Origin of the sequence: Pseudomonas sp. Irchel 3F3, assembly GCF_900187545.1 — a bacterium.
Classification (GTDB): Bacteria; Pseudomonadota; Gammaproteobacteria; order Pseudomonadales; family Pseudomonadaceae; genus Aquipseudomonas; species Aquipseudomonas fortuita.
Map to the genome: position 1 here is coordinate 109,023 of NZ_FYDS01000009.1, position 24,413 is coordinate 133,435.

26 protein-coding genes are annotated in these 24,413 nt (G+C 62.6%); 14 read left to right on the top strand and 12 right to left on the bottom strand.

Annotation, left to right across the window (positions count from 1 at the left end):
- The first annotated feature begins 217 nt into the window (after nucleotides 1–217).
- Nucleotides 218–1,000, top strand: a complete 783-nt coding sequence (locus tag CKW35_RS20395) for an AraC family transcriptional regulator (RefSeq protein WP_060519207.1) — start codon at nucleotides 218–220, stop codon at nucleotides 998–1,000.
- On the opposite strand, the gene CKW35_RS20400 is transcribed toward CKW35_RS20395, so the two are convergent.
- Nucleotides 988–1,875 carry a LysR family transcriptional regulator gene (locus CKW35_RS20400; protein WP_095116743.1) on the bottom strand — a complete coding sequence of 296 codons (888 nt, stop codon included), beginning with the start codon at nucleotides 1,873–1,875 and terminating at the stop codon, nucleotides 988–990. The two genes, CKW35_RS20395 and CKW35_RS20400, sit on opposite strands and share 13 nt — an antisense overlap.
- A 140-nt stretch (nucleotides 1,876–2,015) precedes the next feature.
- Between CKW35_RS20400 and moaB the strand changes: the two genes are divergently transcribed.
- The gene (moaB, locus tag CKW35_RS20405; protein ID WP_016488614.1) at nucleotides 2,016–2,582 is read left to right on the top strand and encodes a molybdenum cofactor biosynthesis protein B; all 567 of its coding nucleotides are present in this window, start codon (nucleotides 2,016–2,018) and stop codon (nucleotides 2,580–2,582) included.
- 30 nt (nucleotides 2,583–2,612) lie between these two features.
- Here the strand turns inward: moaB and CKW35_RS20410 are convergent, their stop codons facing one another.
- From CKW35_RS20410 to moaA, 3 genes are all read right to left on the bottom strand, one after another.
- The gene (locus CKW35_RS20410) at nucleotides 2,613–3,674 is read right to left on the bottom strand and encodes an RHS repeat-associated core domain-containing protein (protein ID WP_095116745.1); all 1,062 of its coding nucleotides are present in this window, start codon (nucleotides 3,672–3,674) and stop codon (nucleotides 2,613–2,615) included.
- A gap of 113 nt (nucleotides 3,675–3,787) precedes the next feature.
- Nucleotides 3,788–4,687: a bestrophin family protein gene (locus tag CKW35_RS20415; protein ID WP_016488612.1), complete on the bottom strand. Its 900-nt coding sequence runs from the start codon at nucleotides 4,685–4,687 to the stop codon at nucleotides 3,788–3,790.
- Between the two features lie 20 nt (nucleotides 4,688–4,707).
- On the bottom strand, nucleotides 4,708–5,709 hold the full coding sequence (gene moaA, locus CKW35_RS20420) for a GTP 3',8-cyclase MoaA (protein WP_016488611.1): 1,002 nt from the start codon (nucleotides 5,707–5,709) through the stop codon (nucleotides 4,708–4,710).
- A 225-nt stretch (nucleotides 5,710–5,934) separates the two neighbouring features.
- Between moaA and CKW35_RS20425 the strand changes: the two genes are divergently transcribed.
- Nucleotides 5,935–8,265, top strand: coding sequence for an FdhF/YdeP family oxidoreductase (locus CKW35_RS20425; RefSeq protein ID WP_060519199.1), 2,331 nt, complete (start codon nucleotides 5,935–5,937; stop codon nucleotides 8,263–8,265).
- A gap of 125 nt (nucleotides 8,266–8,390) precedes the next feature.
- On the opposite strand, the gene CKW35_RS20430 is transcribed toward CKW35_RS20425, so the two are convergent.
- Nucleotides 8,391–8,852 (bottom strand): Lrp/AsnC family transcriptional regulator, encoded by a 462-nt coding sequence (locus tag CKW35_RS20430; protein WP_016488609.1) that lies wholly within the window; start codon nucleotides 8,850–8,852, stop codon nucleotides 8,391–8,393.
- Nucleotides 8,853–8,944: 92 nt separating this feature from the next.
- Between CKW35_RS20430 and CKW35_RS20435 the strand changes: the two genes are divergently transcribed.
- Nucleotides 8,945–10,126, top strand: a complete 1,182-nt coding sequence (locus CKW35_RS20435) for a PLP-dependent aspartate aminotransferase family protein (protein WP_060519197.1) — start codon at nucleotides 8,945–8,947, stop codon at nucleotides 10,124–10,126.
- A 157-nt stretch (nucleotides 10,127–10,283) separates the two neighbouring features.
- Here CKW35_RS20435 and CKW35_RS20440 read toward each other — a convergent pair whose 3' ends face one another.
- Nucleotides 10,284–10,520 (bottom strand): YdcH family protein, encoded by a 237-nt coding sequence (locus CKW35_RS20440; protein WP_016488607.1) that lies wholly within the window; start codon nucleotides 10,518–10,520, stop codon nucleotides 10,284–10,286.
- 252 nt (nucleotides 10,521–10,772) lie between these two features.
- Here CKW35_RS20440 and CKW35_RS20445 point away from each other — a divergent pair, with 252 nt between their 5' ends.
- The 4 genes from CKW35_RS20445 to CKW35_RS20460 all read left to right on the top strand — a co-directional run bounded on the left by CKW35_RS20445 (nucleotide 10,773) and on the right by CKW35_RS20460 (nucleotide 14,884).
- Nucleotides 10,773–12,410, top strand: coding sequence for a phosphoethanolamine transferase (locus CKW35_RS20445; protein WP_095116747.1), 1,638 nt, complete (start codon nucleotides 10,773–10,775; stop codon nucleotides 12,408–12,410).
- A 115-nt stretch (nucleotides 12,411–12,525) separates the two neighbouring features.
- Nucleotides 12,526–13,659 (top strand): ribonuclease D, encoded by a 1,134-nt coding sequence (rnd, locus tag CKW35_RS20450; RefSeq protein WP_016488605.1) that lies wholly within the window; start codon nucleotides 12,526–12,528, stop codon nucleotides 13,657–13,659.
- Nucleotides 13,656–13,949, top strand: coding sequence for a YcgL domain-containing protein (locus tag CKW35_RS20455; protein WP_016488604.1), 294 nt, complete (start codon nucleotides 13,656–13,658; stop codon nucleotides 13,947–13,949). Before rnd ends, CKW35_RS20455 begins: the two co-directional genes overlap by 4 nt.
- Before the next feature lie 2 nt (nucleotides 13,950–13,951).
- On the top strand, nucleotides 13,952–14,884 hold the full coding sequence (locus CKW35_RS20460; protein ID WP_095116749.1) for a D-2-hydroxyacid dehydrogenase: 933 nt from the start codon (nucleotides 13,952–13,954) through the stop codon (nucleotides 14,882–14,884).
- 112 nt (nucleotides 14,885–14,996) lie between these two features.
- On the opposite strand, the gene CKW35_RS20465 is transcribed toward CKW35_RS20460, so the two are convergent.
- Complete coding sequence (locus CKW35_RS20465) at nucleotides 14,997–15,590, bottom strand: nitroreductase family protein (protein WP_095116751.1); 594 nt, start codon at nucleotides 15,588–15,590, stop codon at nucleotides 14,997–14,999.
- Nucleotides 15,591–15,734: 144 nt separating this feature from the next.
- On the opposite strand from CKW35_RS20465, the gene CKW35_RS20470 reads away from it, so the two are divergent.
- Nucleotides 15,735–16,184 (top strand): YcgN family cysteine cluster protein, encoded by a 450-nt coding sequence (locus tag CKW35_RS20470; protein ID WP_016498373.1) that lies wholly within the window; start codon nucleotides 15,735–15,737, stop codon nucleotides 16,182–16,184.
- 41 nt (nucleotides 16,185–16,225) lie between these two features.
- Nucleotides 16,226–17,434, top strand: coding sequence for a hypothetical protein (locus tag CKW35_RS20475; protein WP_016488600.1), 1,209 nt, complete (start codon nucleotides 16,226–16,228; stop codon nucleotides 17,432–17,434).
- Between the two features lie 89 nt (nucleotides 17,435–17,523).
- Here the strand turns inward: CKW35_RS20475 and CKW35_RS20480 are convergent, their stop codons facing one another.
- The 3 genes from CKW35_RS20480 to CKW35_RS20490 form a co-directional block, all read right to left on the bottom strand.
- Entirely contained in the window at nucleotides 17,524–17,871 is a 348-nt protein-coding gene (locus CKW35_RS20480; protein ID WP_024718076.1) for a DUF2892 domain-containing protein, read from the bottom strand.
- Between the two features lie 79 nt (nucleotides 17,872–17,950).
- Nucleotides 17,951–18,421, bottom strand: a complete 471-nt coding sequence (locus tag CKW35_RS20485; RefSeq protein ID WP_016488598.1) for an RNA methyltransferase — start codon at nucleotides 18,419–18,421, stop codon at nucleotides 17,951–17,953.
- Between the two features lie 72 nt (nucleotides 18,422–18,493).
- Entirely contained in the window at nucleotides 18,494–18,865 is a 372-nt protein-coding gene (locus tag CKW35_RS20490) for a YajD family HNH nuclease (protein ID WP_016488597.1), read from the bottom strand.
- A 132-nt stretch (nucleotides 18,866–18,997) separates the two neighbouring features.
- On the opposite strand from CKW35_RS20490, the gene CKW35_RS20495 reads away from it, so the two are divergent.
- A complete protein-coding gene (locus CKW35_RS20495) occupies nucleotides 18,998–19,276 on the top strand; it encodes a hypothetical protein (RefSeq protein WP_095116753.1) in 279 nt (92 codons plus the stop codon).
- Nucleotides 19,277–19,330: 54 nt separating this feature from the next.
- Here the strand turns inward: CKW35_RS20495 and CKW35_RS20500 are convergent, their stop codons facing one another.
- A complete protein-coding gene (locus CKW35_RS20500) occupies nucleotides 19,331–21,373 on the bottom strand; it encodes a S9 family peptidase (RefSeq protein WP_095116755.1) in 2,043 nt (680 codons plus the stop codon).
- A gap of 138 nt (nucleotides 21,374–21,511) precedes the next feature.
- Here CKW35_RS20500 and CKW35_RS20505 point away from each other — a divergent pair, with 138 nt between their 5' ends.
- From CKW35_RS20505 to CKW35_RS20515, 3 genes are read left to right on the top strand one after another with little or no spacing between them, the layout of a single operon-like run.
- Entirely contained in the window at nucleotides 21,512–22,009 is a 498-nt protein-coding gene (locus tag CKW35_RS20505; protein WP_016488594.1) for a hypothetical protein, read from the top strand.
- Between the two features lie 17 nt (nucleotides 22,010–22,026).
- Nucleotides 22,027–22,800 carry a class II glutamine amidotransferase gene (locus CKW35_RS20510; RefSeq protein ID WP_016488593.1) on the top strand — a complete coding sequence of 258 codons (774 nt, stop codon included), beginning with the start codon at nucleotides 22,027–22,029 and terminating at the stop codon, nucleotides 22,798–22,800.
- 9 nt (nucleotides 22,801–22,809) lie between these two features.
- Entirely contained in the window at nucleotides 22,810–23,331 is a 522-nt protein-coding gene (locus CKW35_RS20515; protein ID WP_095116757.1) for a DUF2937 family protein, read from the top strand.
- 147 nt (nucleotides 23,332–23,478) lie between these two features.
- On the opposite strand, the gene CKW35_RS20520 is transcribed toward CKW35_RS20515, so the two are convergent.
- Entirely contained in the window at nucleotides 23,479–24,390 is a 912-nt protein-coding gene (locus CKW35_RS20520) for a LysR family transcriptional regulator (protein WP_095116810.1), read from the bottom strand.
- Nucleotides 24,391–24,413: the final 23 nt, after the last annotated feature.

Sequence of the window (24,413 nt, forward strand, 5' to 3'; positions counted from 1 at the left end):
CGGCACAGTTGCAAAAAATGCTGGCGGCCAGGGTGTGCTGGTGGATAGGCTGTAGGCCATACCGGATAAGGGTTTGAGAGATACATTGCCAGTGCTGGCCTCTTCGCAGCACAAGGCTGCTCCTACAAGAACCGCATGGCTATCAAGCCTTCTGCGGTCGCTGCAGGAGCAGCCGTGCGCTGCGAAGAGGCGGGCCCAGCAAACCGAGATAGAGAAGATGACCAATACCCCCCTGGCAACCCTCTACCAGTCCCTCGACCAGCACCGCCCCGCCACCCTCGAGGCCCTGCTCGCCGGTGTATCGCTGCTGCTGCCGATCCTCGACGCCATCCCCAACGCTGCGATCTTCATCAAGGACCCGGCCGCCCGCTATGTGCTGGCCAACAACACCCTGGTCCAGCGTTGCGGCCTCAAGCGCCTGCAACCGCTGCTGGGCAAGACCAGCGCCGAAGTGTTCCCGGCGCAGCTGGGGCCCGGCTACACCGAACAGGACCGCCGGGTGCTCAAGGAAGGCAGGGTGCTGGAGGACCAGCTGGAGCTGCACCTGTACGGCAGCCGCGAGCCTGGTTGGTGCCTGACCCACAAGCGCCCGCTGTACAACCAGGCGGGCGAGATCATCGGCCTGGTTGGCATTTCGGTCGACCTGCAATCAGCCGCCGACAGTCACCCTGCCTATCAACGCCTGGCCGCGGTGGACGAGCATATTCGCCAGCATTTTCACCAGCCGATCAGCATGGGCGAGCTCACCCGTATCGCCGATATTTCCGTGGCCCAGCTGGAGCGCTACTGCAAGCGGGTGTTCCACCTCACGCCCCGGCAGATGATCCACAAGGCGCGCCTGGAGCACGCCCACCGCCTGTTGCATTCGGACCTGCCCATCACCGAAGTGGCAATGTGCTGCGGCTATACCGACCACAGCGCCTTCAGCCGCCAGTTCAAGCAACTGACCGGCTTTACCCCGCGCCAGTACCGCCAGGCAACCAGCGATCAGGTGGCTTGAAACAGCACCCGGGCCTCGGCAAAGCACTGTTCGGCAATCGCCGAGCGCGGCTCGCTGCGGCGCAGCAGCAGGCCGACCGGGCTGTGAATGGCGGCGTCGGCCACCGGCAGGATGCGCAGGTGCTCGCTGAGGTCTTCCAGGCCGCAGTCCAGCGGCATGATCGCGCAGCACATGCCGGTATTGATGGCCTGGATCAGCTGGAAGGTCGAGTCGCTTTCCAGCACCGCATTCGGCTCCAGACCGCGGCTGCGGAAGCTCAGGTCCAGCGATTGACGGTAGTGCATGCCCTTGCTCAGCAAGCCCAGTGGTATGTCACTGAGGGCATCCCAGCGCAGCGGGGCGTCAGCGAATTGAAAGTGCCGGGTGTCGTGCAACAGGCCCATGGTGGTGGTGCCCAGTTCGATCACTTCGAAAAAGGTGGTGTTGACCTGGTCCAGGTAGCAGATACCCAGGTCGAGCTGGTTGCGGCTGAGCCCGTCGATGACTTGTTCCGAGCTCAGCGAGCTGAGCTGAAAGTGCAGTTCGGGGTATTTTTCGCGCAGTGGCAGCAGCAGGTGCATGGGGTTGAAGCTGGCCAGCGGCACCGTACCCAGGCGCAGGCTACCGACCACTTGGCCGCGGCAGCTGGCGGCCTCGGCTTGCAGGCCATCGTGGGCTGCGAGCAAGGTGCGGGCCCAGGCCAGGATGCGCTCGCCGGCCTCGGTAAAACCTTCGAAGCGCTGGCCGCGCTTGACCAGCACCAGCTCCAGTTCGTCCTCCAGGTTACGCAGGCGCATGGACAGCGTTGGCTGGGTGATATGGCACAGCGCCGCCGCCTGGCCGAAGTGGCGGGTCTGGTCGAGGGCGATGAGGAACTTGAGCTGCTTGATGTCCATGAAAGTGCCTGGCGTCTGGTTATGCAGACCTTAACCCACGTCTGCGATAGATGTCATTGATCGCCCGGTACGCCATATCGATTGGACGCCCTCGGGCCGTGCCTCTAGCGTGTCGACAATGCCAATCAAGGAGTTTTACCGTGCGCGTCCAACCCGATGCGGTCTTCGTACCGCTGAACATCGCCGTGCTGACCGTCAGCGACACCCGTACCTATGACAACGACACCTCCGGTGAACTGCTGGCCAGCCGTTCGGTAGAGGTCGGCCACCGGCTGGTGGCGCGGGCGTTGCTCAAGGACGACCTGTACAAGATTCGCGCGCAGGTGGCGACCTGGATTGCCGACGAGCAGGTGCAGGTGGTGCTGATTACCGGCGGCACCGGCTTTACCGGGCGAGACAGCACGCCGGAGGCAGTGGAGTGCCTGCTGGACAAGCGCATCGACGGTTTTGGCGAGCTGTTCCGGGCGTTGTCAATTCTGGATATCGGCACCTCGACCGTCCAGAGCCGGGCATTGGCCGGGTTGTCCAACCGCACGTTGGTGTGCTGCCTGCCGGGTTCGACCGGCGCCTGCCGCACGGGGTGGGAGGGGATTCTGGCCGAGCAGCTGGATGCCCGGCATCGGCCTTGTAATTTCGTGAAGCACCTGACCCCGGTAAGAGTGATGTCGGGGCGTAGTAACGACTGCCATCATCAGATATACATTTAAGGCGCAAAGCTTCAGTGAGCTGATAGACGGTCAGCGGCCGCTAGGGTTGAAGCGTGATAATATACGCCCTTGCCGAATTGAAATCATGTAGCGTTGGCTATCGACACTTGAGTCTAGCTTGTCAGTGCGACCATAGTATATGGGCTCCATCCCGCCCTCCTGGTGTAGAAGGTCGGCCAGGGTTCTGAGTGTTTTATTTTGATCGGCATTGTAGTACTTGCTGGTTACCGAATCGAGAGGCAATGGTAATGTTGGGAGTTGCTCAAATCGTTCGGCGGCAGTTAGAAGAGGGCGATCGAGTCGTTTGCTTCCCGATATTTTTCCTTCGGCAAATCCCCAGACGGAGCCGAATTTCATGCCGTCCTGCTTTCCGATTTCATGTCCTTTAATGAGTCCTTCTTCATACCCAGCCCTGCGGCCGGCATTGAGTCCTTCGTCATACCCAGTCTTGCGGCCGGCATGGAGTCCTTCGTCATACCCAGTCTTGCGGCCGGCATTGAATCCTTTGTGATATTCACTACTGGCGGCAGCGCTTCCCTCGTTGTAGCCTTGTTGTCGGCCATGCTCAAAAGCGACATCATATTTTTTTGTATTAGAGGTTCGGAGTATATGTTTCTTGAACCAACCCCATCGCGATCTCCCGGAAGGGTCAGTGTAATTTATAGGGTCGCACCCACAATAAGCATACCCATTGATATTACCTTCTGCAAAAGGGCTTCGGTCGTCATAACTGTTGAATCTCATTGTTATCGGGTTGAAGGCTCGGCGGCTGCCTAATAGGTAGCATCCTGTCCCGGCTTGCCGCAGTTGGCCGGTAAAGCCCAGGAGTGATTTGATTAGAAGTGGATCGATATACCCGTATGGGGTGAATGCTAATTCGTGCTGCTCAGCGTTTATCGAGCTAACTATTGTAGAACCTAGGCGGTCAGTGCTTAGCATGCGGGTGTGGGCTATTGCGTCCCCGCCTGCTAGTACCTTTTCAGCAAGTGGCAATTTTCCGCCGTGCATGATAGCAGTGTGTTCTTTGCCTTGAATAAGTAAGCTTAATTTGTTTCCGTTGTAAAATACGCGTTGAGGACTTGGGCTTTTCATGGTGGCGCTTCCGTAGAAATAACCTCACCTTAACTCGTCTCTGGATAATGTAAACTGGTAAAAATGCTAGTGGCTTTAAGGCTGGATTCTATGCGAGCAGGCTTTTTAATTACTCAGCGCAATACATAGTCCACAGGTAGGAGCAACGGCGGCAGCGGCTCGACTCCAAGAGCCCCAAGCACATCGCGCTCTACAGTCCGCACCATGGCATCAGTAGGCAAGTCGTTCTCATCGCGCCCGAACGGGTCTTCCAGCTCGTTGCCAATCGCATCCAGCCCGAAGAACGTGTACCCCACGATGGTGGTGAACAGGGGTGCCAGCCAGCCCAGCGGCTCGGCCAGGGCAAACGGTAACAGCAGGCAGAAGATGTAGATGGTGCGGTGCAGCAGCAGCGTATAGGGGAACGGCAAAGGGGTGCCCTTGATCCGCTCACAGGTGGCCTGTACTTCGGTCAGCCCCACCAGCCGTTGCTCCAGCAGGCTGTAGCGCCAGTCGCTGATCTGCTGTTGTGCGGCCAACTGCGAACAGTGTTCGCCAATCTCACGCAGGATGCCGTCGCACACGTTGTGCGGGCTGATCCTCTCAGGCCGGGCCAGCCACGGCCGAGCGGCTGCCAGATCATCCTCGTTACGAAGCCGTGCATTCAGTGCATGGGCAAAACCGCACAGGCTGCGCAGCAGCTCCGTACGCAGGTGGTCGTCAGCAATCACCACGCTTTCGCGCACGAACGAGCGGGTTTCGATGATCAGCTTGCCCCAGGCCTTGCGGCCCTCCCACCAGCGGTCATAGCAGGCGTTGTTGCGAAAGCTCATGAAGATCGACAGCGACAGGCCAAGCAAGGTGAACGGCGTGGCGCTCACCGGGTAGAAAAACGCCGGGTAATGGCGCTCGATCAGCACGATCAGCGCTGCCAGCAGGGTCACCATCAGGCAGCGCAGGGCAATGCGCTTGACGATCGAACCCTTGAGGGTGAACAGCACACGCAGTACATCAGGGGTTGGGTGGACGATCATGGATATCCAGAGACGGCCGCTTAGCCGCCGGTCATGTTCATGAAGCGCAGGATCTGCACGTCGCCACCGACTTCGAAGTGATGGCGGTACGGCTTGAGGTGCAGCGAATCGCGGATGGCCTTTTCCAGGCGTTCGGCGTTGCCGGGGTGGGCGCGTAGCACGTGCTTGAGGTCCACCGAGTGTTCATTGCCCAGGCACAGCAGCAGCCGGCCTTCGACCGTCAGCCGTACGCGGTTGCAGGTGGCGCAGAAGTTGTGGCTGTGCGGCGAAATGAAGCCTACCCGGGTGTTCGCTTCTGCCAGACGCCAGTAACGGGCGGGGCCCTGGGACGACTCGGTGGATTCGATCAGGGTGAACTGCTCGGCCAGGCGCGCGCGTACTTCGTCGCTGGAGCAGAACGACTCGCCGCGCTCGTGTTCGCTGATCACCCCTAGCGGCATTTCTTCGATGAACGTGATATCCAGTTCGCGATCGATGGCAAAGCGCACCAGGTCGACCAGCTCGTGGTCGTTGCGCCCTTTGAGCACCACGCAGTTGAGCTTGGTGCGCTTGAAGCCGGCTTGGCGCGCGGCGTCGATGCCGGCGATGACCTGATGCAGGTCGCCGGTGCGGGTCAGTTGCTTGAAACGGTCGGCATCCAGGCTGTCGAGGCTGATGTTCAGGCGCGAGACCCCCGCGTCGAACAGTGGCTGTGCCAGGCGCCCGAGTTGCGAGCCGTTACTGGTCAGGCACAGTTCGCGCAGGCCGGGCAGGGCCGCGATGCGCCCGCACAGGTCGACGATGCCCTGGCGTACCAGTGGTTCGCCGCCGGTCAGGCGGATCTTGCGGGTGCCCAGGGCGACGAAGCGCTCGGCCACCTGGAACAGTTCTTCGAGGCTGAGGATCTGCTGGCGCGGCAGAAACTGCATGTCTTCGGCCATGCAGTAGACGCAACGGAAGTCACAGCGGTCGGTGACCGACATCCGCAGGTAGTCGATTTTCCGGTTGAAGCCGTCAATCAGGGCCCGGCTGTTCTGTTCCACGTTCGCGCTCGAATGGGTTGGGACACATCTCCAAGCTATAACCTGGCCGCAGGGGCGTCAAATTGCTTTGTCCGACTGCTTGATCGACGGCCTCTATCATGGCTGCAACCACATTCCCGGCCCATGATCGAAACCGCTTATCACACCGTAAGATCTTTCGATTGGACGCCCCTGCCTCACGCTCAATAGGCTGGAAAAAAGCATCGAAGCGTGGGGATTCATCGCATGAGCCAGGACGAACACATCAGGGACTACAAGGGTGCCGCCGCAGGCTGGGGGGCGCTCAAGAGCGTCACCAAAAGCTGGCTGGGCAGCGAAAATGCCTTCAAGAACCTGCGGGCCATGCTCAAGACCAACCAGAACGGCGGCTTCGACTGCCCCGGCTGTGCGTGGGGCGAGTCGCCGGAAAGCGACATGGTCAAGTTCTGCGAAAACGGCGCCAAGGCGGTTAACTGGGAGGCGACCGGTCGCTCGGTCGACCCGGCTTTCTTCGCCAAATACAGCGTCAGCGCGCTGAGGGAGCAGACCGACTACTGGCTCGAATACCAAGGCCGCCTCACACACCCGATGCGTTACGACGCTGCCACTGATCACTATGTCGAAACCACCTGGCAGGAGGCCTTCGAGCTGGTCGCCAGGCACCTGCGTGCGCTGCAGTCGCCCGATGAGGCCGAGTTCTACACCTCGGGCCGGGCCAGCAACGAGGCGGCGTTCCTCTACCAGCTGTTCGTGCGCGCTTACGGCACCAACAACTTCCCCGATTGCTCGAACATGTGCCACGAAGCCAGCGGCGCAGGCATGTCGGAAACCCTCGGGGTGGGCAAGGGCACCGTGGTGTTCCACGACCTGGAGCTGGCCGACGCCATCTTTGTCATCGGCCAGAACCCCGGCACCAACCACCCGCGCATGCTCGAACCGCTGCGTGAGGCGGTCAAGCGTGGGGCCCAGGTGGTCTGCTTCAACCCGCTAAAAGAGCGTGGCCTGGAGCGCTTCCAACATCCGCAGCACCCGTTCGAAATGCTCAGCAACGGCTCTGAGCCGACGTCCAGCGCCTACTTCCGCCCGGCCCTGGGTGGTGACATGGCGGCCATGCGCGGCATTGCCAAGTTCCTGTTGCAGTGGGAGCGTGAAGCCCAGGCCAAGGGCGAGCCGGCGGTGTTCGACCATGCCTTCATCGCCGAGCACACCAGCGGCGTCGATGACTACCTGGCAGCGGTGGACGCCACCTCTTGGGAACACATCGTCAAACAGTCGGGCCTGACCCTGGCCGAGATCGAGCTGGCCGCACGCATGTACCGCAAGGCCGAGCGGGTGATCATGTGCTGGGCCATGGGCGTCACCCAGCACCGCCATTCGGTGCCTACCGTGCAGGAAATCGTCAACCTGCAGTTGCTGCGCGGCAACGTTGGCAAGCCCGGGGCCGGTCTGTCGCCGGTGCGCGGCCACAGCAACGTGCAGGGCGACCGCACCATGGGCATTGACGAGAAGCCCAAGCCGGCGTTGCTCGACGCCATCGAAAAACGCTTCCAGTTCCGTGTGCCGCGTGCCCACGGGCACAACGCGGTGCTGGCGATCAAAGCCATGGAGGAGGGGCGGGCCAAGGTGTTCATCGCCCTGGGCGGCAACTTCGCCCAAGCCACCCCGGACACCCCGCGCACCCACGCGGCATTGCAGAACTGCGCGTTGACCGTGCAGATTTCCACCAAGCTCAACCGCTCGCACCTGGTCACCGGCCGCGATGCACTGATCCTGCCGTGCCTGGGCCGTACCGAAATCGACCTGCAGGCCGAAGGGCCGCAAGGCGTGACCGTGGAGGACACCTTCAGCATGGTCCACCTCTCCAACGGCCAGTTGCGCCCACGCTCGCCGCACATGCGCTCGGAGCCGTGGATCATCGCCGGCATGGCCAAGGCCACGCTGGGCAACCAGCCGATCGACTGGGAGTATGCGGTGGCCGACTACAACCGCATTCGTGACATGATCGCCGACGTGATCCCAGGTTTCACCGGCTTCAACGAACGCCTGCATAGCCCGGGCGGTTTCCACCTGGGCAACAATGCCGCCGATCGCAACTTCCGCACGACCACGGGCAAGGCTCGCTTCATGCCCCACGCACTGCCGGAAGAGTTGATCAACGCCAAGGTATTGGCCCGGGGTGACAAGCCCGACCTGATCTTGCAGACGCTGCGCTCGCATGACCAGTACAACACCACCCTGTATGGCCTGGATGACCGCTACCGCGGGGTGTTTGGCCTGCGTGAAGTGGTGTTCGTCAACGAGGCCGACATCCGCCGCATGGGCTTTGAGCCGGGTGAGCAGGTGGACCTGGTGTCGCTGTGGGAGGACGGCGTGGAACGGCGCGTTTCTGGGTTCCGCCTGGTGGCGTATGACGTGCCTGAGGGGCAGGCGGCGGCGTATTACCCGGAGACCAACCCACTGGTGCCGCTGGAAAGTTATGGCGAGGGGACCTACACCCCTACCTCGAAATTTGTGGCGATCAAGGTCGAGAAAGCCAAGGCAGGGAACCGCATTGCGGCGGTGTTGGCCGCGGATTGACGGGTTGCCTGCAAGGGCCCTATCGCCGGCAAGCCAGCTCCCACAGGGACTGCACAGCTTTCAGAACCTGTGATAAACCTGTGGGAGCTGGCCTGCCGACGATAGGGCCGGTGCAGCATACAGAATCAGGAACGATGCACCGGGTAAGCCGTGGTGTACTTCATCTGCTCCATGGCAAAACTGGAGGTGATGTTCGACAGCCCATCGGTGCGGGTAATCAGCTTTTTGTAGAACCGGTCATACGCCGCAATATCCCCCACCACCACCCGCAGCATGTAGTCCCAGTCCCCCGACATGCGATAGAACTCCATCACTTCCTCAAACCCGGTCACGGTCGCGGCAAACTGCTCCAGCCAGGCGCTGTCATGGCGCTGGGTCTTGAGCTGGACGAACACCGTCAGCCCCAGCCCCAGGCGTTCGGGGTCCAGCAGGGCGACACGGCCGAGTATGTAGCCTTCTTCTTCCAGGCGCTTGACCCGCTTCCAGCACGGCGTGGTGGACAGGTTGACGGCCTCGGCCAGGTCCTTGAGCGCGATCGAGGCATCGCGCTGAAGCAGGGTAAGTATGTGCTGGTCGAAACTGTCCATATCGCGCGCGGGCCGTGTAGAAAAATTTTTCACAGATTACCCCAAGGCCAGACGATTTGGGTTGTGCGATAGTTGCAGCCTTCACTCTGCCAATGGGCCTGACCATGTCCGACAAGCCGCGCAATTTCGCCACCCGTACCATTCACGCCGGCGAGCAGTTCAGCGTTGCCGAAAACGCCATTTTCCCGGCTATCGTCACCGCCAGCTCGTTCACCAAGCGCAGCCTGGACGACAAGCCGGAATACTCCTACAGCCGCGTCGGCAACCCCACCCGGCATGCCTACGAAACCTGTGTCGCTGCCCTTGAAGAAGGCGTGGGCGCTGTGGCCTGTGCCTCGGGCGTCAATGCCACCGCAACCGTGCTTGAGCTGCTGCCCAAGGATGCCCACGTGGTGGTGATGAACGGCGTGTATGGCGGCACCTTCCGCATTCTGGAGGACTACCGCAGCCGTACCTCGGGCCTGACCACCACCTATGTCGACCTCAACGACCTTGAGGCTGTGGCCGCCGCCATCAAGCCGCAAACCCAGCTGATCTGGATCGAGTCGCCGACCAACCCGTTGCTGCACCTGGTCGACATCAAGGCGGTGTGCGACCTGGCCAAGGCGCGGGGCATCCTGACCTGTATCGATAACACCTTCTGCTCACCGTGGAACCAGCGCCCGATCACCTTGGGCGTGGACCTGGTGATGCACTCCGCCAGCAAATACATCGGCGGCCACTCCGACCTGACCGGTGGCGTGGTAGTGGCGGCCAATGATGCACTGCTGGCACGCCTGCGCCGCATCAGCATGGCGATTGGCGCGGTGCAGGGGCCATTTGACTGTTACCTCGCCCTGCGCGGCCTGAAGACCCTGGATGTGCGCATGGAGCGCCAGTGTGCCAACGCCCTGCAGGTGGCACGCTTTCTCGAAGGGCATGCGCAGATCGAGCAGGTGTATTACCCGGGGCTGGAAAGCCACCCCCAGCATGAACTGTGCAAACGCCAGATGCGCAGTGGCGGGGCGGTGGTGGCGATGAAGGTGAAGGGCGACCGCGCCGCGCTCAACCGCCTGGTGGAGGCGTTGCAGATCTTTGTGCTGGCCGACTCGCTGGGCGGGGTGGAGAGCATGATCAACCACTCGTGGACCATGTCGCATTGCTCGCTGAGCCCGGAGCAGAAAGGCGTAATGGGGATCAGCGAGAACCTGCTGCGGTTGTCGATGGGGATCGAGGATTACCGCGACCTGATCGAGGACCTGGATGGTGCTTTGAAGGCATCAGCGGCGGGCTGATATAAACGCGGTCTTGTGGGAGCGGCCTTGTGCCGCGAAAGGGCCGCAGCGCGGCCCCGGCAATCTATGCGTTATTGCTGAAACCTTGGGGCCGCTACGCAGCCCTTTCGCGGTGCAAGGCCGCTCCCACATGGCGCGTTCAGGCCTGTGAAATCAATCAGGATTTGGGCGGATGGATGATCCGTTCGATCTTGTCCTTGATCAGCAACCGTTCCTTGCGCAGCCGGTTGACGGCGTCGTCGTTGGTACCGTTGCCTTCGGCGGCGACCACCTCCTTGTCCTTGGCGTTGTATTCCTTGTGCAGCGCGTGCAGCGCCTGGTCCTTGTCAATGAGCGCCTGGAATGCATCAGCGGTAACGTGCAGGTCAGCGAGCAGATCATGCGGAACTGGCATTTCTTCACCTCTGTCAGGGTTGTCGGTAAGGTCCTGACCACTGAGGATAGCCGCGTTTGCGCAGGCTTGTGAGGGCGGCCACGCTGAATGGCAGCTGAATGACTTTCACGAAATTGATAAAAGACCACGCTTCACGAAATTGTTACCGTCTTTTTCACAAAAAATTGATGATGCGCTTTCTAGAGTTCGCCCAACTTTCCCACGGTGCCATCCGGCCTGGGGGCTGATAATCACTCTTGATTGCGAACGCTGATGCTCAACCTTAAATCCCTGCGGACTGAATGGGTCACGCTGCTGGCCAGCCTTTACCTGCTGATTGGCTTGAACATGTTTCTCTGGGAGCACTTGCAAGAGGTGGTGCCCGCCGGCCTGTCAGGGCTTTGGCTGAGCCTGGCGTTTGCGGTGCTGATGTTGTTCGCCTTCAACCTCATTCTCACCCTGGTTGCCTTCCGTTATGTATTGAAGCCGGTACTCATCGTGTTGTTCATGAGTGGCGCGGGCGCGGCTTACTTCATGAACCAGTACGGTGTACTGATTGATGCCGGCATGTTCCGCAATATGGCTGAGACCAATGTTGCAGAAGTGCGCGATCTGTTGTCGCTGAAGTTTGCTGCCTATATCCTGTTATTGGGTGTCTTGCCGTCAGTGTTGTTGTGGAAGGTGCAGATCGCTTACCGCCCCTGGCACCGCGAGCTGCTGGGCAAGCTGGTGGTCAGTGGTGCCTGTGTCGTGGCCCTTGGCTCGGTAGCGCTGGTCAATTATCAAGGGTTGTCGTCGCTGTTTCGCAACCACCACGAACTGCGCCTGATGCTGACGCCGAGCAATATCGTTGGGGCCTCCATCGGTTATGTCAGTGAGCGGGTCGGTACTGCCTCGCGCCCATTCCAGTCTTATGGCGAAGATGCCAAGCGAGATGCCGCCTGGCAAAAACACGAGCGCAAGTCGCTGACGGTGCTGGTCGTCGGCGAAAGTGCCCGGGCAGACCATTTCGGCGTGCTGGGCTACGAGCGCGATACCACGCCGAACCTGGCCAAGGAACAAGGCCTGCTGGCGTTTTCCGATGTGCACTCGTGCGGCACGGAAACCGCAGTCTCGGTGCCGTGCATGTTCTCGGGCATGAAGCGCAAGGATTACGATGCCCGCGTGGCGAAGAACCGCGAAGGGTTGCTGGACGTTCTCCAGCGTGCCGGCCTGGCCGTGCAGTGGCGTGACAACCAGTCGGGCTGCAAGGGTACCTGCGACCGCGTGCAGTTCATTGATGTCAGCAACCTCAAGGACCCCCAACTGTGCGCCAATGGCGAATGCCATGACCAGATCCTGCTGCAAGGTCTGGACGAGCTGATCGACAACCTCGACAGGGACACCGTGCTGGTGCTGCACCAGATGGGCAGCCACGGGCCGGAATACTTCAAGCGCTACCCCAGTGGCGGCGAGCGCTTCACGCCGGTATGCCAGAGCAACGCACTTAACCAGTGCAGCGAGCAGGAGATCATCAACGGCTATGACAACACCCTGGCCTATACCGACAAGGTGCTGGCTTCGCTGATCGACACCTTGCGCAGCAAACAGGACAAGGTCGACACGGCCATGATCTACCTGTCCGACCACGGCGAGTCGCTGGGCGAGTACAACCTGTTCCTGCATGGCACGCCTTACCCCATCGCCCCTGAGCAGCAAAAGCACGTGCCGCTGCTGACCTGGTTCTCCGACAGCTACAAGGAGGACTTCGGCCTCGACACCGACTGCCTGGCCAAGCTCAGCGATGCCCCGCTGTCGCAGGACAACCTGTTCCACTCCATGCTCGGCCTGTTGCAGGTGCGCACCGAGGTCTACCAGCAGTCGCTGGACATGTTCGCCAGCTGCCGGCCTTGGCTGGCGGCCAAGCGCTGAAATGCCGTTCCTTCACTCACAAACAGCACCACTGATCGATATCAAGGATGGCCCGGGTTTCACCAGCAGTGCCCGCGCCGTATATACTGCGCGCCAATGTTAGTGGGAGAGCCTCGTGGCCATCGAAATTCACTGGATCCGTGACGACCAGAGCCTGGCCGAACACTGCCGCGACTGGCACCAACTGCCCTTCGTCGCCGTCGACACCGAATTCATGCGGGTCGACACCTTCTACCCGAAAGCCGGGCTGATTCAGATCGGTGACGGCCAGCGGGCCTTCCTGATCGACCCGCTGCTGATCGGCAACTGGCAACCCTTGGCCGATCTGCTGGAAGACTGCGGTGTGGTCAAGGTGCTGCACGCCTGCAGCGAAGACCTTGAAGTGCTGCTGCGCCTGACCGGCAAGCTGCCGCAGCCGCTGTTCGACACCCAGCTGGCTGCCGGTTACCTGAACCTGGGCTTCTCCATGGGCTATTCGCGCCTGGTGCAGGAGGTGCTGGGTATCGAGCTGCCCAAGGGTGAGACCCGCTCCGACTGGCTGCAGCGCCCGCTCTCTGAAACCCAGATCAGTTATGCGGCCGAGGATGCCGTGCACCTGGCCGAGCTGTTCACGGTGCTGCGCCCGCGTTTGTCCGACGACAAGTACGCCTGGGTGCTGGAAGACGGCGCCGAGCTGGTGGCCGCATTGCGCCGTGAAGTCGAGCCCGAAAGCCTGTACCGCGACGTCAAGCTCGCCTGGAAGCTGGCCCCCCAGCAACTGGCGGTGCTGCGCGAACTGTGCGCCTGGCGCGAGCGCGAAGCGCGCAACCGTGATGTGCCGCGCAACCGCATCCTCAAGGAACACTCGCTGTGGCCCATGGCCAAGAGCCAGCCGAACAACCTGTCGGCGCTGGCCAAGATCGACGAGATGCACCCGCGCACCATTCGTCAGGACGGTGAGTTTCTCGTGCAGCTGATCAAGCGCGCGGGCAGCCTGCCTGCCGAGCAGTGGCCAGCGCCGTTGCCTGAACCACTGCCGATCGAGGCTGCGGGCATTCTCAAGCAACTGCGTGCCATCGGCCAGGCCGAAGGCGAGCGCCTGGGCATTGCCCCCGAGCTGATGCTGCGCAAGAAAGCCCTGGAAGCGCTGCTCAAGACCGGCTACCCCCATGGCCCTTATCAACTGCCCGATTCGCTGCGCGGCTGGCGCCGTGAGCGCATGGGCCAGGCCCTGCTGGACAACCTGGCAGCTGCCGGAGAAACCCGATGAAACGCATTTGCTCGATCTACAAGAGCCCCCGCAAGAACGAAATGTACCTGTACGTGCTCAAGGCCGACGGCCTGGAGCGTGTGCCCGAAGGCCTGTTGCCGGCCTTTGGCACCCCCATGCACGCGTTTGACCTGGTGCTTAGCCCCGAGCGCAAGCTGGCCCGCGAGGACATCACCAAGGTGCTGGAAAACCTCGATAACCAGGGCTACCACCTGCAGATGCCGCCGCTGGAAGATGAGTACATCGAGCACCTGCCCGAAGAGCTGCTGCGCCGTAACGACCCGGTCTGACCATGCGTGTACTGATTGCTGAGCATGACCATGCTCGTTACGCCGGGCTTTTGCGCGAAACAGCGCCGAACGTGGAAGTCCTGACCAGCGGTGACTCCGCCGAGCTGGCCCGTCAGGCAGCGCAGTGCACGGTGTGGCTGGGCCAGCCGGACTTGCTGGCGAGCTTGCTGCGCCAGGGCCTCAAACCGGAATGGATGCAATCGACGTGGGCCGGTATCACGCCGTTGCTGGCCGATGGCCTGCCGCGTGACTATCGCCTGACCCGTGCGGTGGGCATATTCGGCCAGGTGATGGCCGAGTACATGCTGACCTACATGCTCGGCCATGAGCGCGAGGTGCTGTCGCGCCTGGTGAGCCAGGTCGAGCGGCGCTGGGATGACCGCCCGGGGCGCACGCTGGAAGGGCGCAAGGTGCTGATTGTCGGCACCGGCGACATTGGCCAGCGGGTGGCCGAGTTCCTGCAGCCGTTTGGTGTGGTGCTGTACGGCGTAGCCAGCAGCGCCCGGGAACAGGCACCGTTCGTCGAGGTGGCTGCGCTGGCCGACTTGCCACGCATGGTGGGCCAGGCCGACTACGTGCTCAACCTGCTGCCGGACACCCCTGCTACCCACGACCTGTATGACGCGGCGCTGTTCAAGTGCTTCCAGGCCACGGCGTTGTTCATCAATGCCGGGCGTGGCGCGGCCGTGGTCGATGCCGACCTGGTAGAGGCACTGAAGCAGGGCCATCTGGCCGGAGCGGTGATCGATGTCTGCCGGCAGGAGCCGTTGCCCCGGCAGCACCCGTTCTGGACCGCCTGGGGGCTATTGTTGACCGGGCACAGCTCGGCACCCACCTCGCCGGCAGCGATGGTGCGGTTGTTTGTCGAGAATGTGCGGGCTTATGAAGCGGGGCAGGGGTTGCGTGGGGAAGTGGACTTTGCCCGGGGCTACTGATTGATGTTGCCTGTGCCGGCCTCTTCGCGGGCTCGCCCGCTCCCACAGGTACAGCACCGTGCCTGTGGGAGCGGGCGAGCCCGCGAAGAGGCCAGTAAGGCCTCCACAAGGCTTACAGGCTGAAATCACCCTCGGCAGCCAGCTCGCTCAGCGGCTTGCGCGGGCTCGGTACTTCACGCGACTGCAGCGCTTCATCCAGGCTGGCCTTGTCACCCAGCTTGCCGATCGCCACCATGGCATGCAGCACGTAGCCCTCGGGAATCTTCAGTTCCTGACGCGCCAAGTCCTGGTCGAAACCAGCCATGCCATGGGTATGCCAGCCGCTGATGCTGGCCTGCAGGGCCAGGTGGCCCCAGGCGGAGCCGGTGTCGAAGGTGTGCCACAGCGCCGGTTTTTCTTCCGTGGCGCCCGGGGCTGCAAAGGTGGTCTTGGAAATGATCAGTACCAGCGCCGAGGCCTGTTGCGCCCAGCTGCGGTTGAACGGCACCAGCAGGTTCAGGTAGCGCTCCCAGTTTGGCGTGTCGCGGCGGGCATACAGGAAGCGCCAAGGTTGCGAGTTGTACGCCGACGGTGCCCAGCGTGCGGCTTCCAGGAAGCTCAGCAGGGTCTGTTCGCTGATCGGTTCGGCGGTGAAGGCGCGTGGCGACCAGCGGTTGATGAACTGTTCGTTGATGGCGTAATCGGCAATGCGGGGGTTGGCGCTCATGACAGCTCCTGCAAACGGACGGGAAACCCGCACGCTACTGCGTCCCGTCGCGACTGACAAGCGGTCTGGCTTTGCCGATGGCCAGGCTCTAGACTGGCGCCGCCGCGCGCCGTGGCCCTAAAGATGAATGCAGGAAACCGTGTGATGATCGCTGAAAACGCGCCGTTCTGGCGGCGCAAGACCCTCGAGCAACTCAGCCCGCAAGAATGGGAGTCGCTGTGCGACGGCTGCGGCCTGTGCTGCCTGCAAAAGCTTGAGGACGAAGACGACAACAGCGTCTATTACACGCGTATCGCCTGCAAATTGCTGGACATGGATACCTGCCAGTGCAGCGACTACCCCAACCGCTTCGCGCATGTACCGGACTGCATCCAGCTCACCCCGGGCAAGGCCGACCAGTTCACGTGGCTGCCAAGCACCTGCGGTTATCGCCTGGTCAGCGAGGGCAAGGACCTGCCGGCCTGGCACCACCTTGTCTGTGGCGATCGCCAGCAGGTCCATGAACAGCGCATTTCCCAGTCGGGGCGTATGCTCAGGGAGCAGGATGTGCACGAAGACGACTGGGAAGACCACCTGATCTTCCGCGCCAGCTGACCGGCGCGGCCCGCTGCCACGGGGAAACAAGGAGTTTCTGTATGCGTTGCCAGCTGTTGTTGCTGTTGGGCCTGATGGCCAGTTCGCCAGCCTGGGCGAAAAAGGTCGACCTTGACTACCAGGTGCGCCTGTTGCCCGCCAGTGGCCAAGCGGAAGTCCGCCTGACCCTGGCTGAAGGCAGTGCCGTGCGCAGCCTCGACTTCGACCTGGGCAAGGCGGCGGCCTTCAGCGGCTTCCAGACCGATGGCCAATGGCAACTCAAGGGCCAGCGTGGCGTGTGGCAGCCGGCGGCCGGCAAGACCAGCCTCAGCTACCGCGTGCAGTTGGACCAGAAGCTCGCCAGCGGTGCCTATTCCTCGCGTGTTACCCCTCACTGGGCGTTGTTCCTCGGCGACCAGCTGGTACCGCCTGCGCGGCTTGACCAGCAAGATGGCACGGAGCTTGTGGCACGCCTGGCGTTCGACTTGCCCGAGGGCTGGAAGAGTATCGAGACGTCCTGGCCACGCATTGGCAAGGACAAGTTCCGCATCGACAATGTTTCGCGCCTGTTCGACCGCCCGACTGGCTGGATGCTGGCCGGCGACCTGGGTAGCCGCCGTGCCCGCCTGGGCGATACCGAGGTCACTGTGGCCGCACCGGTCGGGCAGGGCATGCGGCGCATGGACAGCCTGACCTTGCTGACCTATGTCTGGCCGCAGTTGCAGGCCGTGTTCCCGCGCAACCCGCCAAAGCTGCTGCTGGTCGGTGCCCGTGACGGCATGTGGCGCGGGGCAATGGCAGCGCAGGGTTCGCTGTACCTGCACAGCGCCCGGCCGATGATCAGCGAGAACGGCAGCAGCCCGTTGCTGCGCGAAATGGTGCAGCTGTTCGCGCAGATCCATGGGCGTGACGGCAGTGACTGGCTGGTGGAAAGCCTGACCGACTACTACGCCAGCGAGTTGCTGCGCCGTTCAGGCGGGGTGAGCGACGACCGCTACCAGGCCTGGCAGGCACGCCTGAGCAAGCAGGGCGCCAAGGTCACCCGGCTCAAGGGCGAACGCGCCAGCCCCGCTCAGGTGGCCCGTGGGGTGATCTTGCTGCAGGCACTGGACAAGGAAATCCGCATCCACACACAGGCCAAGCGTTCGCTGGACGATGTGGTACGCGGGCTGATGCGCTTGCCCAGCGTGAGCACTGAAGACTTTGTGCAAATCAGCGAGAACGTCATGGGGCGCAAGTCCGAGGTGCTGCAGAGCAAGGTGTTGCGCTAGACATCCCTGGGGCCTGTACCTCGAACCCTGTGCGGTACCTGTGGGAGCGGGCTTGCCCCGCGAAGAGGCCAGCCCAGACGATACAAAGATCAGCTGTCTGCCAACGGATCCTTCCCGGTCACCGTCACTCCCCGCGTCGCCGCTTTGGCACTGGCCTTCAACGCCTCCAGCTCCACCGCACTGCGTTCTATATCCGAACGCAACCGGTGGTACTCCTGCCGATGTCGCTGCCACCACGCCTTGGTCGAGCAATGCCCGCTGACCCCGCGTGCCACCGCAATACCTCCGACCACGAGCTGCAGCAAGCCGATCAAGCCACCCTGGCGCAGCCCTTTGCTCACCATCAGTGCCCCTCCAGCCAGCGAACTGACCCGTTCCAGGCCATGGACATTGTGCTGCGAAGACGCAGAAGACGCAGCAGAATGGATATCGAACATGGCAAGACCTCCGTGTGAAATGTAAGCAGCTGACCAGCAGGGTGTCAGCCGCGTTCACTCGGGGCGCTCAGCGGCAACTTTATTTGAACTTGGGCCCAGAGCGGGTATTCAGCCCTTTGGCCAAACGGTCATACAGCACTACATTCACGGTCGCGGCCAGGTTCATGCAACCCTCGGTGGGGATGTAGATGGTCTCTTCACACCATGCCCGCACCTCGGGGCTGAGGCTGCCGTCTTCCGGCCCGAAGATGTAGATGGCCCGGTCCGGGTGGGTATATTCCGGCAGTGGCCGCGCACCTTCCACCAGCTCGACCGCCACCGGGGTACAGCCCAGCGGAACGATGCGCTGCAGGTCATCGATGCCGATCAGCGGAATGTCGTAGTGCACGCGCTTGGTGTCAGTGACAAAGTCACGCGCACGTTCGTAGCGTTTGCCGGTGTAGAACACCGAATTGACGCCATAGCAACCCGCAGCGCGCATCACCGAGCCCACGTTTTCTGGGGACTTGGGGTTGAACAGGCCGATGCAGCTGTATCGTTTGTTTGCCACGTACCGGGGCCCTTCGCGAAAAAAAGCGCGATTATACGGGCTGCCCGGTAGCAGTGGGGGCCGAATCGATGGTCAGTCTTTCTTCAACATGCCCGCCAGCGCGGCGAACGGGTTGTGGGTGGCCTTGGCGATGCTCGGTGTGCTGGTGGAACCTTCGCTGAAGTACTGCTGGTCGGTGTAGCGCGAGTGCTCGTTGTCGTGGCAGTACAGGCACAGCAGCTCCCAGTTGGAGCCGTCCTGCGGGTTGTTGTCGTGATTGTGGTCACGGTGGTGCACGGTCAGCTCGCTCAGGCGCTTGCCAGCGAATTCGCGGGCGCAACGGCCGCAGACGTGCGGGTACATTCTCAGGGCCTTGTCGCGGTAGCCCATTTCCTTGTCACGCTTGGCATCGGCCAGGATGCGATCAAGGCGCGCGGTGGCGGCGGCGGAAGAGGTGGAGCTCATGGTGTTTCCTTTGTTCTGATCAGGCAAATGACGGTTATGGCATTGAGTCTAGCGCGCTTGCAGGGCAGGCGGACAGGCGAAAGCGGTGATTTAGGCGTAGCCTGTAGAAAGGTTCCCGACAGGAGGTTGCTGATGTTTCACGCGATCCTGACCGCGCTGCTGATGGCTGGCCTGCCCCTGGCCGAAGCTGCCAGCACGCCACCTCGCCTCACTACGCCAGTGCCGGGTGCACCGGGCACCCCCACACCCACGCCATACCCGCAGATCACCCCGAGTACACCGCCCAAAGCCTACGACAGCCAGCCGGGGGCGCCCTTGTTGCCGCCAATGCCAGTGCCCGGGCCGCCGAAGGACCAGCCATTGCCGGGGTTGCGCCAGGACCCACCGAAGCCGGCGGTGCAGGATGATTGAGCATGAGCGGCCTGCGCTGGTCCTGTGGGAGCGGGCAGGTGCTCAAACCTCCCTTCAGGCGATACCTAATTCGCCAAACACGAACGCATACTCCAGGGCCACATCTTTCAACCCCTGGTACCGCCCGCTCATCCCACCATGCCCAGCTCCCATCTCGGTCTTGAGCAGCAGCAGGTTGCTGTCGGTCTTGTGCGTGCGCAAGCGCGCCACCCATTTGGCTGCTTCCCAGTACTGCACGCGGCTGTCGTTGTAGCCCGCTACCACCAGCATCGCCGGGTAGGCCTGCGCTTTTACATTCTCGTACGGCGCATAAGCCTTGATCCGTTCATACACCTGCGGCTCCTCAGGGTTGCCCCATTCGTCGTACTCGGTCACGGTCAGCGGCAGCTCGGGGTCGAGCATGGTATTGAGCACGTCGACGAACGGTACTTCGGCAATCGCACAGCGGAACAGCTCGGGCCGCAGGTTGAGCACTGCACCGATCAGCAGGCCGCCAGCGCTGCCGCCGCTGATGGCCAGCTGCTCGGCAGTGGTCACACCCTCGGCGATCAGGTGTTCGGCGCAGGCGATGAAGTCGTTGAAGGTATTGGGTTTGTGCTCCTGCTTGCCGGCGCGGTACCAGGCTTCGCCCAGTTCGCCACCGCCGCGCACATGGGCGATGGCAAAAGCCACGCCGCGTTCCAGCAGGCTCAGCCGCGCATGGGAGAACCAAGGGTCCAGGCTTTCGCCATAGGCGCCGTAACCGTACAGGTACAGCGGCACGGGTTGGCCCAGGTCCTGGCGGCGACGCACCAGGCTGATCGGCACCTGGGTGCCATCCGCTGCGGTTGCCCACCGGCGCTCGCTCACGTAGTCATCAGCATCGAACGCACCCAGCACCGGGGTTTGCTTGAGCACGGCCTGGGCGCCGCTGGCCAGCTCCAGCTGGCGCACCTGGGCTGGGCGGTTGAGCGCTTCGTAACGCAGGCGTACGCGTGTGCTGGCAAACTCCAGGCTGTCTTGCACGTACAGGCTGTAGGCGGCGTCGGGGAGTTCCACACGGTAGCATGGCAGGCCTTGTGGGCGTACTTCGATGATCGGCAAACCGCCTTCGCGCAGGCTCAGGGTCAGCGCGCCGGCATTCAGGCTGAGGCCTTCGAGCATGATCGCATCGCGGTGTGCCACCAGCACCTGCCAGTGTGCACGGCTGGGCACCGGTGTGGCAGGGGCCTGGTACAGCGCGAAGTTGATACCGTCCTGGTTGGTGCGGATGAACCAGCGCCACTCGCCATCGAGCTGGCCATGGTCGGGGAAGTACTCATGGCCTTCGACACGCGGCGCCAGGCAGGTGAACGGCGCCTGCGGCGTTTCGGCATTTAGTACCCAGGCCTCGCTGGTGGTCTTGCTGTTCAGCAGCAGCACCAGTTGGCGCTCGGAGCTGGTGCGGTAGCAGTGCAGGAAGAAGCGCCCGTCGGGCTCTTCGAACACGGTCTGCGCAGCGTCGCTGCCGAGGGTATGACGGCGCAGGCGCCAAGGGCGGTGGGTGTCGTCCAGTTCAGCGAAGAACAGCGTCTGGCTGTCATTGGCCCAGGTCAGGCTGCCGTCGCAGTCGTCGAAGGGCAGGGCGGTGATGCTGCCGGTGGCCAGGTCCTTGACGTACAGGGTGTAGATTTCATCGCCGCTGGTGTCGAGGCTGTAGGCAAGCAGGCGGTGGTCGGGGCTGACGTTGAACCCACCCAGCGACAAAAAGCCGCCATTGGCCAGGGCGTTGGGGTCGAGCAGCAGTTGCTCCTGGCTTTCATCGACGGTGTTCGAGTCGTCTGCCGGGCGCGGGCAGCGGTAGTGCCGTGGGTACTCGTCGCCTGCGGTGGTGCGGGTGTAGTACAGGTAGGGGCCCCAGGGGGCCGGCAGTGACAGGTCGGTTTCCAGGATGCGGCCCTTGATCTCTTCGAACAATTGCTCACGCAACGGTGCCTGGTCGGCCAGGCAGGCTTCCTGGTAGGCGTTTTCGGCTTGCAGGTAGGCGAGTACCTCGGGGGTGTCGCGCTGTTGCAGCCAGGCGTACGGGTCGGCGGCGTTATCGGCGTGGGCGATGGGAGGTTGGGGCTTGGTTTGCATTGAGGGTCTCTTGGTTGGGGTTGCCTGTACCGGCCTCTTGGCGGGCACGCCCGCGAAGAGGCCGGTACAGGCAAACACTGTCTGCGCCCGGAAAAGTGTTTATCATAGGCATCTCTTTGCCTGGCTTGCACGAACACCATGACCGAGAACGACTACACCTTTGCCTGGGGCCTGTACGCCGTGGCCGCCTTGGGCTGCCTGCTGGTGGCCTTCAAGCTTACCGGCTGGATGTGGCGCTGGCTGCGCGAACCGCTGCGGGTGGTGCTGGCAGTGCTGCTGCTGACCCCGACTGTCGTCGACCCGGTCAAGGACAGCTTCGCCCCGGCCATCGCCATCACTGCCCTGGACCTTGCCTTCAAGGTGGGCAACAACGCCTGGCGTGCGGTGTCCGACTTCGCCATGTACGGCATGATTGCCTTCGGCCTGTATTTTCTCTTCGTGCTGGTGCGCTGGCCGCTGGAAAAACGCGCCAGTGAGCGGCGTGTGCAAGCCGAGGCGGCCGCCAAGCGCCAGGCGGATGAAGATGACCAGGTCGCCGGGCAAGCCCCCTTGGCCGCCGAGCGCGGCGACCGTTACCGCGACGACCCACGCCCTGCCGTTCCCCGCGGCAATGGCCGGGTCGAGCCCCGTCTGTAAGCGGAGGAGACACGCCTGTGTGCGAACTGCTGGGCATGAGTGCCAACGTCCCCACCGACATCGTTTTCAGCTTTACCGGCCTGATGCAGCGCGGGGGCCGTACCGGCCCGCACCGTGACGGCTGGGGTATCGGCTTCTATGAAGGCCGCGGGCTGCGCCTGTTCCAGGACCCGGCCGCGAGCAGCGAGTCGGAAGTTGCCAACCTGGTGCAGCGTTACCCGATCAAGAGCGAGGTGGTGATCGGGCATATCCGTCAGGCCAACGTCGGCCGGGTGTGCCTGTCCAACACCCACCCGTTCATGCGGGAAATGTGGGGCCGCAACTGGTGCTTTGCGCACAATGGGCAACTGGGCGATTTCAAAGGGCAGGCCAGCTTCTACCGGCCGGTGGGCGACACCGACAGCGAAGCGGCTTTTTGCGACTTGCTCAACCGCATCCGCAGTGCTTTCCCCGAGCCGGTGCCGGTGGAACAGCTGCTGCCGGTGCTGGTGGAAGCCTGTGCCGGCTACCGTGGCCGGGGTGTGTTCAACTGCATGCTCAGCGATGGCGACTGGCTGTTCTGCTTCTGTTCGACCAAGCTGGTGCACATTACCCGCCGTGCGCCATTTGGTGCCGCGCGGTTGAAAGATGTCGACCTGATCGTCGATTTTCATACCGAAACCACCCCCAACGACGTGGTCACGGTGATTGCCACCGAGGCCCTGACCGAGAACGAGACCTGGCATCGCTACGAGCCCGGTCAATGGGCCCTGTGGCGGCACGGCGAGTGCGTGGCACACGGCCAGAGCTAAGGACGCTGCATGTTCAGAAGTTACCTGCGGTTGCTGCTGTTCACCTTCGGCCTGCTGGCCGGTATCCAGGTCCCTGGGCTGGTCAAGGACTATAGCCAGCGGGTCGAGGCGCACCTGTTCGAGTCGCGCGAGGCGCTGGATGGGTTCCGGCAAACGGCCGAGCGATTTTTCAAAGGCGATTTGCAGGCGCTGCTGCAGCATTACCGCAGCAGTGACGACCCGGTGTTCAACAGTGATGCCAACAGCATCGAAAGCCTGATGATCCGCAACGAACTGCTGGAAAAAGAATGGCAGGCGTTGCAAGGGCCGTGGGCCCAGCGTACCTGGCATGTGCTGGTGCAGGCCGACCCACAACTGCGCGAGGAAACCCTCAATGCCTACAGCTACCAGATTCTGCTGGTGCCCGAGGCAATTGGCTGGGGTGTTGGCGCAGGGTTTGTGCTGGCCTTTGTGGTCGAAAGCCTGTTGCTGGGGATTGGCTGGGTGATCCTGGGCGGGCGGCGCAGGGCGGTGAAAGAAAGCTGGCGCTAGGCTGCACGGCGCCTGTGGGAGCGGCCTTGTGTCGCGAAAGGGCTGCGCAGCGGCCCCCGGATTTCAGTTGTGATGCACAGATTGCTGGGGCCGCTTCGCAGCCCTTTCGCGACACAAGGCCGCTCCCACAAAGACCGCGTTAGCCGGTCAGATGAGTGCTATCCGCTGCCCACCCACATCCCGCGCATACCGCTCCAGCACCTGTCGGCACACCCCGACCACTTCATCGACCAACGCCACCCCTGTCTGCCACGCCACCACCAGTTCCAGGCTTGGTGGCGGTTGCAGGCCTTGCAGCAACACCAGCTCGCCCCGACCCAACTCGGCATCCACCAGCGCCGGCGGCAATGCGCCAATGCCAAAACCGTCGCGCAACAGCCGAGTGATCGCCGCCACCGAGTTCACGCAATTCAACCGCGGCGTCTGCGCCCCCGCAGCCTGCAGCAAGCTCAGCACCTCCTGGTGCGGCCGTGAATTCTTCGAGAAGGTGATGATGCGCTCGCGCCCAAGCTCGGCCAGCGACGCATAGTCCCGGTGCTGGTGCGAGCCAGCCGCCACCACCCAGCCCATGGGGTAGCGCGCCAGGTCGAGGCTGCGAATCGACTGCTCGCGCAGCAGGTCGGTCTGCAAAATCACGTCGAGAAAGCCTTTCTGCAGCTGCTCGCGCAAGTTCAGCGCGGTGTCGGCCACCAGCTCGATTTCGACCTGCGGGTAGCGCTCGGTCAGCTCTGCCACCAGCGCACTCATCCAGGTGTGGATCACCGTGTCCATCACGCCGATGCGAATGCGCCCGATCTTGGCCCGGTCGCTGTCCAGCGACTGCTTCATGGCTTTGGCGGTATCCAGCATGCGCTCGGCATACTCCAGCACCTTGCCGCCTTCCGGGGTCAGGCTGACCCCACGTGAGTCACGCAGCAACAGCTTCACGCCCAGGTCTGCCTCCAGCGCGGCAATGCGGCTGGATACCGAGGCTTGGGTGGTGAACAGCTTTTCTGCCGTCAGGCGGAAGCTTTTGAGCCGGGCGACCCAGACGAAGGTTTCGAGGAAGCGAAGGTTCATGATCAGTTTTTCTTGTTCCAGAC